This window comes from Streptomyces albiaxialis (assembly GCF_039530985.1).
In the GTDB taxonomy this organism is placed as follows: Bacteria; Actinomycetota; Actinomycetes; order Streptomycetales; family Streptomycetaceae; genus Streptomyces; species Streptomyces albiaxialis.
This window is the reverse complement of sequence record NZ_BAAAPE010000007.1, coordinates 414,949-426,479: the sequence shown is the minus strand read 5'-3', so window position 1 is coordinate 426,479 and position 11,531 is coordinate 414,949. Positions and strand designations below refer to the sequence as shown.

The following is an 11,531-nucleotide window of genomic DNA, read 5'->3' as shown; positions in this document are numbered from 1 at the left end:
CCTGACAACCCCTCTGCTCCAGGGCTCGCCCCTCCAGGGGCGCGGGTTTCCGAGCGCTTGGAAGAAGCGGGGCTTGCCCCTTCAGGGGCGCGGGGAACTGCGCACCCAGCCACGATGCGGGCGCGCCCCGCGAACCACAGCCCGGGGCACCCCGAACCCGGCCCTCTCACCGGAGCACCCGGCAAGGGAGCTGCGCTTGCCGACCCTGCTCCCCCAAGCTCTTCGAGCAGGGGGTGCCCCCAGCGCAGACTTCCCAAGCGCAGCGGGAGGGAGGAGCAGGGGCTTGCCTCTCCAAGGCGCGCGCCTCGCAAGCGCAGTGGGCGGAGCAGCAGACGTGCCCCGTCAGGGGCGCGGGGAACTGCGCGGCGAGCCACGGTGCAGGCGCGCCCTGCGAAGCAGTGTGCGGGGCACCCCGTATGCGGCACTCACCAGGCCTCAAGGGCCCACGAGGGATTTGGTGGTGAGGTGGCCTTCTGCGAAGCAGAGGCGGTAGGCGGAGGAGGAGTTGACGCTCGTGCTGTAGTACGCGCAGTCCTGCCCGCGGGGAGGGCGCGGGGCCCGGTCCGGGGGGCCGTCGCGGGTGAAGGCGGGGAGGAATTCCTCGACCTCGGCCCGCGACATGCCGGGCTGAAGGCGCCCGTAGTCGTCCCGGCCCAGTACGGACAGCGCGGAACTCACCAGGCTCACCGGCAGCATCAGCACGAGGATCCCGGCCAGCGCGGCCAGCGGAAAGAGCACGGTCTGGCGCAGCCGACGCCGCACCTGGGCGCGGGCGTGCTCCAGTTCGCGGGCCGAGTCCGTGTCCCGCCCGGTCCCGGCCGCACGGGGCGTCGCGCCGTGCGCGGGCAGCCGGGCGGCGAGTTCGAAACCGCCGTCCGGCGTGGCGCCGCCGCGCAGCGTGCCGCCGGTGAGCCGTACGCGTTCGTCCAGGCCCACCAGCCCGGTGCCGCCGGAGGCGAGGCCCGGCGCGCGGGCCCCGTGCGGGACGGGCCCGTTGCGGACGGTGACCTCGACGGTGTCGCCGGAACCATCATCCTCACGCGCGAGCCGGGCCCGGACCTGAACCCGGACCCGGACCTCCGCGCCGGGCGCGTGCTTCGCGGCGTTCGTCACGCCCTCCTGCACCACCCTGTGCACGGCATGCCCGACCATCGGCGGCAACGGCGCGTCCGCGCCGTCCCGCTCCAGCGTGACCGCGACGCCGGACGCCCTCGCCCGCTCCACCAGTTCCTCGACGGTCTCCTCGGCGGGAGCGACCGGCGGCTGTTCGTCGTCGGTGCGGAGGACGCCGATGATCTCCCGCAGCCGTTCCGTGGCCCCGGCGGCGCTCTCCCGCAGCTCGCCCGCGGCGGTCCGCTGCCGGTCGTCGAGCGCCGGGTCCAGCTCCAGCGCCCCGGCGCGCACCGCGAGCAGCGCCAGCTCGTGGCCGAGCGAGTCGTGCATGTCGCCCGCGATCCGCGCGCGTTCGCGGATACGGGCCCGGTCCGCGACGGCCCGCTGCTCGCGCTCCAGCCGGTCCGCGATGCGCCAGCCCGCGTCGGCCAGTTCGGCGCGCTGACGGCGGTACCGTCCCACGAGCCACGGCAGCCCCATGGTGAGCAGCGCGGTCAGCAGCAGCGTGGGCCAGGCCCACAGCTCCCGGCCGACCACCGCGCACAGCGGCAGCCCGGCCACGGCGAGGGCGCCGAAGAACCACACCAGGGGCAGCGGGTTCCGCATCCGCCGCCCGGCGGCGTACGCGAGCAGTACCAGCGCGGGCCAGCACAGCGGCGCGAACAGCTCGACGCTCTGGACCAGCCCCAGCGCGACCGTCACGGCCAGCCCGTATACGGGCCACGGCCCGCCGTCGTAAGGCCGGAGCCGGTTCCGGAGCCGGTCCCGTATCCGGAAGAGCCCGTGGTGCACGTTGCGCATGCCCCCAGCATCCCCGACCGGGACAGGGCGGCGGACCCGACGAAAGTCAGGGATTCACTCCCCGTCGCGCACCAGCCCCGCCTCGTACGCGAGGATCGCGGCCTGCACCCGGTTCTTGAGGCCCAGGCGCGCGAGGATCTGGCTGACGTACGTCTTCACCGTGCCCTCGACCACGTGGAGGCGGGCGGCGATCTCCGCGTTCGGGAGGCCCGCGCCGACCAGGGCGAGGACCTCGCGTTCGCGGTCGGTCAGCTCGTCGGTACGGGCGCGGGCCGTGGCCCGCTTGCCGAGCGTGCCGGAGTCCAGGTGCGTGATGACGCGGCGTGCGACGGCCGGGGAGAGGTACGCGCCGCCCTCGGCGACCGCCCGTACGCCCGCGATCAGCTCGCGCGGGTCGCCCGCCTTCAGCAGGAAGCCGGCGGCGCCGGAGCCGAGGGCGCCCGCGATGTACTCGTCCTCGGAGAACGTCGTCAGCATGACGACCGCCGTTTCCGGCGCCGTCCGCGCGAGTTCGGCCGCGGCCTGGAGCCCGTCCAGCCGGGGCATGCGGATGTCGAGGAGACAGACGTCGGGGCGGTGCCGGCGCGTCAGCTCCACGGCCTGGTGACCGTCCCCGGCCTCCGCGACCACCTCCACGTCCTCGGCCGTGGAGAGGATCGCCCGCACCCCGGCCCGGATCATCGTCTCGTCGTCGGCCAGCAGCACTCGGATCATGACGTGCACGCTACCTCCGGCGGAATGACCGGCACGAAAGTGCAGTCCAAGCTTTGCCGAAGGGCTCCTGTCCGGCGCCGTCGCGCTCCGTAGCGTCCGGAGCATGCCCATGACGACCGGTGCAGAGACACAGACAGAGACAGCGACAGCGGCAGAGACAGAGGCCGTCACCGCCAGCCGTTCCTCCTACGTCACCTCGATCGCCCACACCCCCGCGCAGGTGCGGGCGGCGCAGCGGCTGCGGTACCTGGTGTTCGGGGAGGAGATGGGCGCGGCGCTGAGCACGCCCGTGCCCGGGCACGACATCGATCCGTACGACGGGATCGCCGACCATCTCGTCGTCACCGACACCGCGACCGGCGAGGTCGTGGGCACCTACCGGCTGCTGCCGCCGGGGCGCGCGGAGCGCTCGTACGCGGACGGGGAGTTCGATCTGCGGGGGCTCGGCGGGATCCGGGACTCGCTGGTGGAGGCGGGGCGTTCGTGCGTGCACCCGGACCACCGTTCCGGCGCCGTCATCCACCTCATGTGGACGGCCCTCGCCCGCTACGTGCTGCTCTCCGGCCACCGCTACCTCGCGGGCTGCGCCTCCGTGCCGCTCGGCGACGGGGGCGCGGCGGCCTCGGGCGCCTGGCTGCTCGGCACGACGCGGCACGCCGCGCCGCCCGCGCTGCGCGTCCACCCCCGCACCCCGTGGACCCCGCCGGGCCCCGCGCCGGAACGCGCCTCGTACGCCGGGCTGCCGCCGCTGCTGCGCGGCTATCTGCGGCTCGGCGCGTGGCTGTGCGGGGCGCCCGCGCACGACCCCGAGTTCGATGTCGCGGACTTCTTCGTGCTGCTCGACACCGAGCGGATGAACGACCGGTACCGCCGCTACTTCCTCGGGACAGGGGAGGACCGGTGAGCCCCTGGGGCGTCGAGCCGCTCTGCACCCCGGCCTGCGCCGCGCACGCCGCGCCCCGCGTGCCGCCGGGCGCGGCCGTCCGCCGCTGCGCCGGGCTCGCGCGCGTCCTCGCCCGCGCCCTCGCACGGGGCGAGGGGCTCGCGGAACCGGAGACGCTGCGCACCGAGGCCCGCCGGGTGCTCGCGGCGCTGGACGTACGGCTGAACGCGGACCCCGGGTCGCTCACGGTCCCGGGAACGGGAACCCTGGTCGTCGCGAACCACATCTCCTGGCTGGACGTGATAGCGCTGCTCGCCGTCGAACCGGTCCCGTTCGTCGCCAAACGGGAGGTCGGGACGTGGCCCGTGATCGGTACGCTGGTCCGCCGCGCGGGCACCCGCTTCCTCGACCGCGACGGACTCCGCGAACTCCCGCGCGCCGTCGCGGAGCTGACGCGCGAGCTGCGCGCGGGCCGCTCCGTGCTGGTCTTCCCGCAGGCCACGACCTGGTGCGGGGCGGACGGCGGCCGGTTCGCGCGCGCCACCTTCCAGGCCGCCGTCGACGCGGGAGCACCGGTGCGCCCCGTCACCGTGGAGTACGCCCAGCACGGCCGCACGAGCACGGCCCCGGGCTTCTTCGGCGACGAGCCCTTCCCGGCCTCGCTGCGCCGCGTCGCGCGGGCGCGCGACCTGACGGTGCGCGTCACCGCGCACCCGCCGGTCGCGGGCGCCGACCGCCGCACCCTGGCGACGGCGGCCCGCGCGGCCGTGACGGGCACGCGGACGGGAGCCGGCGCCGGCGCCGGTACGGGAGTGCCCGCCCGGCGCCCGTCCGTAGTCAGACGCTGATCGCGTCGTCAGATGCTGAACGCCTCCTTGCGCAGCAGTGGCCGTACGCGGGACGCGAAGCCGCCCGTGCGGAACGGGCGGCGCAGCAGCCCGGGGCTCAGCCGCTGGGCGAGCGCCGCGGCGATCATGCCCTGGTCGAGGGCGAGGACGAAGTCGCTGACGCGGCCCGTGCGGACGTTCACCGAGTCGCGGAAGCCGTACCCCTCGTCGTAGGCGCCGAAGTCCTCCTCCAGTGCGCGGAGGTTCGCGAGCGCCTCCCGCTCGGCGAACGGCAGGGTGAGGAACGAGGCGTGCGGGGTGACGACGCCCTTCGAGGTGTAGCCGTCCTTGAGCATGCCGATGGGGTCGACGCCGTACTCGCTGTAGCCGCCCTCGGGGATGTTGGCGGGGGAGAAGCCCCAGTAGCCGTACCCGGCCTCGTCCAGGCCGTGCTCGATCTGGCTGCGGACGTAACGGGCGTGGGTGCGGCCCCAGGAGCGCGGGGACCACTCGGCCTCGGGCACGAACAGCGGCACCATCAGCGCCTCGAACATCGAGCCGCCCCACGTGGGCACGAGCTTGCGGCCCCGGTAGGTGTAGTGGCCCTGCCAGACCTTCACGCCGTCGACGGTGACGTAGCGGCCCTCCGGCTTCTGCGACTGCTCGGCGTCGGGCAGCAGTGTGCGGAAGACGTGCCAGTAGTGGTCCGTGGGCAGCGAGCCGTCGGCGATGCCGAGGTAACTGGCCATGCGCGGCTCGGTGTTGAGCGCGCCGTAGTGGTGGCCGGTCCACTCGTCCTTGTCGGTCCAGAAGCCGCCGCGGAGCTGGCCCGGGCTTTTGACGGGGTCCTGCGGGTCGTAGGGCGTGTGGAAGAACGACCAGTCGGCGCCGTCGAGCAGCGCGCTGATCCGGGCGCGCAGCGAGGGCGCCGCGTCGGCCGCGATACGCAGGCCCGTGACCAGCCAGGCGTTGTCGACGGAGGAGAGGAACGGGCGGACCTTCTCGCCGTTGCCGGGCCAGACCGTGACGGTGGAGCCGTCGCGCGGGTCGTACCAGTTGAGCCAGAAGCCGTGGTGCCGCTCCAGCTTCTCGACGGCGGCGACGGTGCGCTCCAGGCGGTCCGTCGCCTCGCCCCGCTCCAGTACGCCGAGCCCGGCGGCGGCGACCGTCGTCCACAGGCCGCAGCCGATGTTGGTGGGCGAGGTGACCCGGGAGAGGACGGGCGCGGGTCCGCTCAGGTCGAGGTTGTCGGCGGTGAGCCCGAAGCCGGTGGTCATCGCCTCGATGGAGCGGTGGGTGTCCCGGAACCAGGTCAGCAGCCGGGAATCGCGGGATGCGGCTCCGGCGGTCCCGGTGCCGAGCCCCGTGGTGAGCGCGGCGGCGCCCGCTGTGGCGGCGGTGGCGGTGAGGAAGGTACGGCGTCTCATACGTGCGTTCTCCTCTGCGGATACCTCTGCGGACAGGGAAAGAGGGCCGACCTGGGCGGGGTATGGACCGGTCGGCCCCCTGGCTGTGTGGCCCTAGCCCGGGCCTGGGCTAGGCGGCGGTGCGCGGCAGTTCGCGGGTGCGGCCGAGGTTGCCGAGCCAGTGCGCGGACGCGCGGGGCGTGCGCTCGAAGGTCTCCCAGTCGATGCCGATCAGCCCGAACGTGGGCCGGAAGGAGCCCCACTCGTAGTTGTCGAGGGCGCTCCAGTAGAGGTAGCCGCGCAGGTCGATGCCCTCTTCCAGGCAGGCGGCCAGCTCGTCGACGGCGCCCGCGAGATAGGCGGAGCGGCGCTCGTCGTCGCTGGTGGCGACGCCGTTCTCCGTCACGACGATCGGCACATCGCCCACGACAGAGGCCGTGTGCCGGATCGCGTGGCCGACGGCGCGGGGGTAGAACTCCCAGTCCGTCAGGGTCCGCTCGGCCTCGTCGGGCGCCGGGACCGGACCGTCGGCGCCGATCTTCGTACGGGTGTAGGACTGGACGCCGATCCAGTCGTCGCCCTTCGCGGCCTCCAGGAAGACGTCCTCGCGCGGCCAGCGGTAGGCGGCGGTGACGTCCTCGGCGCCGGGGAGGGCCTGGTAGACCTGGTTGGCGACCGTCCAGCCGACGTTGATCTCCGGGTTGATGGCGCGCACGACGGCCGTGGCCCGGTGGTGGACGGCGATGACGGCGTCGGTCGTCTCGTCGTCGGGCGTCGGCAGCCCGGCCGGCGGAAAACTGGTGTCGCCGCGCTTCGCCTGGCCCGCCATGACGGCGATCATGTTGGGCTCGTTGATCGTGCAGACGTACGGGACGCTGTCGGCGATGACCGGCGCGCACGCCTCCACGTACCGCGCGAACAGCTCGGGCGCGCGCTCCGAGGTCCAGCCGCCGAGGTCCTCGAACCACTGCGGCACGGTGAAGTGGTGCAGCGTGACGATCGGGCGCAGCCCGCGCTCGACGGCGCCCTCGACCATCCGCCGGTAGTGGGCGATCTCGGCGCGCGAGAAGCGGCCCTCGACGGGCTCGATGCGGGCCCACTCGACGCTGAAGCGGTAGTCGGTGAAGCCCAGCTCCGCGAGCAGGTCCATGTCCTCGCGCCAGCGGTGGTAGCTGTCGGCGGCGTCGAGGCTGGGCTCCGCTATCCGGCCCGTGCCGTCGTGCTCCTTGCGCCACCAGTCGCTGTTGACGTTGTTTCCCTCGATCTGGTGGGCGGCGGTGGAGGCGCCCCACAGGAAGCCGTCGGGGAAGGGGGTCCGTGCGGTGGTCATGGGCGTGACGATGCCTTTCTGGTGCATATGCGGGGGCGTGCGGGAGGGGCTACTTCATGCCCGCGGTGGCGATGCCCTGCGTGAAGTGGCGCTGGAGGACGGCGAAGACGATCAGGACCGGCAGGACGACGAGGAACGAGCCCGCCATCAGCACGCCGTTGGAGCCGCCCGCGCGGTTCGGGTCGGTGGCGAAGGTGGCCAGCGCGACCGGGAGGGTGTACTTGCCGGGGTCGTTGGTGGCGATCAGCGGCCAGACGAAGTTGTTCCACGAGCCGAGGAACGTGAGGATCGTCAGCGTCGCCAGACCCGGCTTGACCAGCGGCAGCACGATGCGCCAGTAGATGTACCACTCGCTCGCGCCGTCCATCCGGGCCGCCTCCAGCAGCTCGTCCGGGATGGACTGGGTGAACTGCCGCATCAGGAAGACCCCGATGGCCTGCGCCGCGAAGGGCAGGACGAGCGCCGCGTACGAGTCGAGCAGCTCCAGCTTGCTCATCAGCACGAACAGCGGCAGCAGCATCAGATTGCCGGGCACCATCAGCGCGCCGAGCACGACGGCGAAGACCTTGCCGCGGCCCGCGAAGTTCAGCTTGGCCAGCGCGTAGCCGAGCATCGAGCAGAAGAGCAGGTTGCTGACGGTCACCAGGACGGCGACGACGGCCGAGTTGAGGAAGTAGAGCGGGAGGTCCAGCTCCTTGAGGAGCTTGTCGAAGCTCTCCAGGGTCCACTCGGTGGGGATCCACACGGGCGGGCTGGCCAGCAGCTCGCTCTTCGTCTTGAACGCCGACAGCGCCATCCACAGGAACGGCGCCGCCATGACGAGCAGCCCGAGCGAGAGCGCGGCGTACGTCAGCGGCTTGCTGAACTTCCGCCGGGGGCGGGCGGGGGCGGAGGACGGGGCGCTCATTTGGTGTTGTCCTTCAGCAGGCGGAGCTGGAGCACCGTGACGGCCATGATGATCACGAAGAGGACGTAGGCCATCGCGCTGGCGTAGCCCATGTGGAAGAAGCTGAAGCCTTCCTTGTACATGTCGAGGGAGACCGTGAGTGTGCTGTCCGACGGCCCGCCCTGCGTCATCACGAACGGCTCCTCGAAGACGTTCAGATAGCCGATCGTCGTGATGACGGTCGCGTAGAGCATCGTCGGCCGCAGCAGCGGCACCGTGACGCGGCGGAACTCCTGGAACACCCCGGCCCCGTCCAGCCGCGCCGCCTCCCGCACCTCCGTCGGGATGGCCTGGAGACCGGCGATGAACAGCACCATCACGGTGCCGAGGTTCCGCCAGACGGCCATCACGATGATCGAGGGCAGGGCCAGCCTCTCGTCGCCGAGGAAGTCGGGCCCGGTCAGCCCCACCTCGGCCGCGAGCCCCGAGATCAGCCCGTCCTCCGGATCGAGCACGAACCGCCAGACGACGGCGACGGCCACGATGCTGGTGACGACGGGCGCGTAGAACCCGACCCGGAAGAACGTACGGGCGCGGTCGATGCCCGAGTTCAGCAGCACGGCGACGACGAGACCGGCGCCGATCGTCAGCGGGACGCCGATGACGACGAAGACGGCGGTGTTCGTCAGCGCCTTGAGGAACTTCTCGTCGCCGAAGAGCTTCGTGTAGTTCTCGACGCCGATGAACTCGGCGGACAGCGGGTCCGTGACGTTCCGCAGCCCGAAGTCCGTGAAGCTCATCAGCAGCGTGGCGATGATCGGGAACGCCATGAAGACGGCGAACAGCACCAGGAACGGCGTCGAGAACAGCCAGCCCGCGAGGTGCTGGGCGGACATCGAGCGCCGCGGCTTCTTGCCGCCGGGCTTCTTCCCGCCGGGCTTCCCGGCGGGCGGCTTCCCGCCGGACGGCGGGACCTTCGCCACGGGGTCGAGGGCGGGGGAGGGGGTGGTCATCCGCTGGGCCCGCCTACTCCACGAGCCCGGACGCCTGGTCCTGCATCTTCTCGGCGGCCTCCTCGGGGGTGGCCTTGCCCTGTGTGACCGACTCGATCGCCGCGTCGACCTTCGAGGTGATCTCGGTCCACTTGGGCTGCACCGGGTCCTGGTGGGCGGTCTCCAACTGCTTGCGGAAGACCTTCCAGTTCTCCTCGGTGGACAGCGGGCCCGACTCCCACGCCGCGGTGTTGGCGGGCAGGTCCTTCGTCCGCTCGAACCAGTCGGCCTGGCCCTTGGCGTCCGTCAGGTACTTGATGAACTTCTTCGCCGCCGCCTTGTGCTCGCTCTCCTTGGAGATCGCGAGCGACGAGCCGCCGATCTGCGCCGTGGACGACTTCTCCTTCGGGACGGGCGCCACGGCCCACTTGCCCTTGAGGCCCGGCTGGTCCTCGGCGATCAGGTTCGTCTGCCAGGGGCCGCCGAGGAACATCGGCACCTTGCCGTTGCCGAAGTCCTTCACGACGTCGTACCCGGGCGGGCTCGCCTTGCGGGAGAGGCCGTCCTTCACGAACGAGCCGTACATGTCCAGGGCCTTGACGGCCGCCGGGCTGTCGAGCGCGGTCTTGCCGTCCTTCACGACGCTGCCGCCCGCGGAGTAGAAGTACGGCCACCAGGTCTGCACGGTGTCCAGGCCGCCCGGCTGGTTGTAGATGCCCCAGCGGGTGCCGGCCTTGTCCTGGTACGCTTTCGCCGCGGCGCGCAGCTCCTTCCAGGTGCCGGGCGCCTTCTTGATCCCGGCCTTCTTCGCGAGGTCGGTGCGGTAGAAGAGGGCGCGGGTCTCGACGTACCAGGGCACGCCGTACGCCTCGCCGTCGTACTCGCTCCAGGACGCCGGGAAGAAGTCCTTCTTGTCGAAGGTCCCGGTGTCGACCGGCTCCAGCGCGCCGAGCGCCGAGAACTCGCCCATGTACCCCGTGCCGATCTGCATGACGTCGGGCAGCTTGCCCGCTGCCGCCGCCGAGACGAGCTTCTGGTGTGCCACGTCCCAACCGATCGGGGTCACCTTGACGGTGATGTTCTTGTGGGCCTTCTCGTACTCCCCGGCCACGTCACCGAGCTTCTCGCCCTCGGTGCCCATGGCCCAGACGGTGAGCGTCTGCTTCTCGTCGGCGGCGACTCCCGCGCCGCCCGAGCTGCCGCACGCGGTGATCCCGAATGCGGTTGCGAGCGCGAGGGCGACCGACGTGGTTCTGGCGGCGCGACGCATGGGCGGCTCCTCCTTGAGCGTCCTGATGTATGCGCTGTCTGTAAGCGCATACATAACTCTGCACAGGCGCGGTGGAATCCGCAAGGAGACTTAGGTCACGCCTTGATAAGGGCGCCCGCCGTGGTCGCCCCCTGCCTCTTTGCCGCCCCTGGAGGGAACCGGCGGAGCCGTCTGTCACGGGGCGCCCGGACACGCGTCCGCGCGAGGTCGTGAGGGCGCCCCCGCACTCGGCGGCGGGCGGAGCCGTAAGGTGCCAGGGGTGTCTGGCTTTCCCCTTGATCCCGTTGATCCCGCGTACGGGTATGCCCGTAGTGACCTGCTCTCCGTGTCGGTGCCGGACGAACCGGAAGGGTTCGTCGGGTTCTGGCGGGGGCGGTACGACGCCGCGCGGAACGTCGAGCCCGACCCCGAGGTCGGCCCCGTGGAGGAGACGCGGGACGGCGTACGGATCCACGAGGTGACGTTCACCTCGCTCGGCGGCGTACGGCTCGGCGGATGGCTCGCGCTCCCCGCCGAGGGAAGAGCGAGGCGCGGCTTCGTCGTCGGGCACGGTTACGGAGGGCGGGACGCACCGGGGCCCGACGTGCCGCTCCCGCTACCGGATTCCGCCGCGATCCTCCCCTGCGTGCGCGGAATGGGGACCAGAGGCCACGTCCCCGGCATTCCCGCGGACGCGGCGTCGCACGTGCTGCACGGGATCCGTTCCCGGGACACCTACGTCCTGGGCGAGTGCGTCGCCGACCTGTGGTGCGCGGCGAGCGCGCTGCGGGCCCTGGTCCCGGAGGCGGCGCCCCTCGCGTATCTCGGCGAGAGCCTGGGCGGCGGGCTGGGCGCGCTGGCCCTGCCCTGGGACGACCGGTTCGTGTGCGCGGCGCTGACGGTGCCGACGTTCGGCAACCATCCGCTGCGCCTGACCCTGCCCTGCGTCGGCAGCGGCGAGTCCGTACGGGCGTACCGCGCCACACATCCCGAAATCACGGACGTCCTCCCGTACTTCGACGCGGCGGCAGCGGCGCGGCGGATCCGGGTCCCGGTCCTGGTCGCCGCGGCGGACGCCGACCCGTCCGTGCCGCCGCCGGGCCAGTACGCCGTGCACAACGCGCTGCGCGAGGACCTGCGCACCCTCCACCCGCTGACCGCCGGGCACATGGAGTACCCGGGGGAGGAGCGGGAGCGCGTGGAACTGGCGGCGGCGGTGGGGGAGTTCGCCGGGGCGCACATGTGAGGCGCGAGTTCCGACCGTGATGCGTTCGGGACCGTTCCGTGCCGTCGTCCGCCGCCCCTCGCGCGTCGAAAGGGTGTCATCCGG

Annotated in this window: 10 protein-coding genes; 3 read left to right on the top strand and 7 right to left on the bottom strand. The window is 72.4% G+C overall.

Translation table 11 applies throughout. From position 1 onward, the window contains the following. Positions 1-435: 435 nt before the first annotated feature. A complete protein-coding gene (locus ABD343_RS12865; protein ID WP_344527363.1) occupies positions 436-1,914 on the bottom strand; it encodes a sensor histidine kinase in 1,479 nt (492 codons plus the stop codon). Positions 1,915-1,968: 54 nt separating this feature from the next. Continuing rightward, entirely contained in the window at positions 1,969-2,628 is a 660-nt protein-coding gene (locus ABD343_RS12860; protein ID WP_344527361.1) for a response regulator, read from the bottom strand. A 103-nt stretch (positions 2,629-2,731) separates the two neighbouring features. On the opposite strand from ABD343_RS12860, the gene ABD343_RS12855 reads away from it, so the two are divergent. Next, complete coding sequence (locus tag ABD343_RS12855) at positions 2,732-3,532, top strand: GNAT family N-acetyltransferase (RefSeq protein ID WP_425578166.1); 801 nt, start codon at positions 2,732-2,734, stop codon at positions 3,530-3,532. Then, positions 3,529-4,359, top strand: coding sequence for a lysophospholipid acyltransferase family protein (locus ABD343_RS12850; protein ID WP_344527357.1), 831 nt, complete (start codon positions 3,529-3,531; stop codon positions 4,357-4,359). The genes ABD343_RS12855 and ABD343_RS12850 overlap by 4 nt, the downstream gene beginning before the upstream one ends. A gap of 8 nt (positions 4,360-4,367) precedes the next feature. Here the strand turns inward: ABD343_RS12850 and ABD343_RS12845 are convergent, their stop codons facing one another. The 5 genes from ABD343_RS12845 to ABD343_RS12825 form a co-directional block, all read right to left on the bottom strand. After that, positions 4,368-5,765: a glucoamylase family protein gene (locus tag ABD343_RS12845; protein ID WP_344527355.1), complete on the bottom strand. Its 1,398-nt coding sequence runs from the start codon at positions 5,763-5,765 to the stop codon at positions 4,368-4,370. Between the two features lie 109 nt (positions 5,766-5,874). Continuing rightward, positions 5,875-7,074: a glycoside hydrolase family 1 protein gene (locus ABD343_RS12840; RefSeq protein WP_344527353.1), complete on the bottom strand. Its 1,200-nt coding sequence runs from the start codon at positions 7,072-7,074 to the stop codon at positions 5,875-5,877. A gap of 49 nt (positions 7,075-7,123) precedes the next feature. Then, a complete protein-coding gene (locus ABD343_RS12835) occupies positions 7,124-7,981 on the bottom strand; it encodes a carbohydrate ABC transporter permease (protein WP_344527351.1) in 858 nt (285 codons plus the stop codon). Continuing rightward, positions 7,978-8,856 carry a carbohydrate ABC transporter permease gene (locus ABD343_RS12830; RefSeq protein ID WP_344528539.1) on the bottom strand — a complete coding sequence of 293 codons (879 nt, stop codon included), beginning with the start codon at positions 8,854-8,856 and terminating at the stop codon, positions 7,978-7,980. Before ABD343_RS12830 ends, ABD343_RS12835 begins: the two co-directional genes overlap by 4 nt. A gap of 130 nt (positions 8,857-8,986) precedes the next feature. Continuing rightward, on the bottom strand, positions 8,987-10,222 hold the full coding sequence (locus tag ABD343_RS12825) for a sugar ABC transporter substrate-binding protein (RefSeq protein ID WP_344527349.1): 1,236 nt from the start codon (positions 10,220-10,222) through the stop codon (positions 8,987-8,989). A 325-nt stretch (positions 10,223-10,547) separates the two neighbouring features. Between ABD343_RS12825 and ABD343_RS12820 the strand changes: the two genes are divergently transcribed. Continuing rightward, positions 10,548-11,447, top strand: coding sequence for an acetylxylan esterase (locus ABD343_RS12820; protein ID WP_425578165.1), 900 nt, complete (start codon positions 10,548-10,550; stop codon positions 11,445-11,447). Positions 11,448-11,531 lie beyond the last annotated feature (84 nt).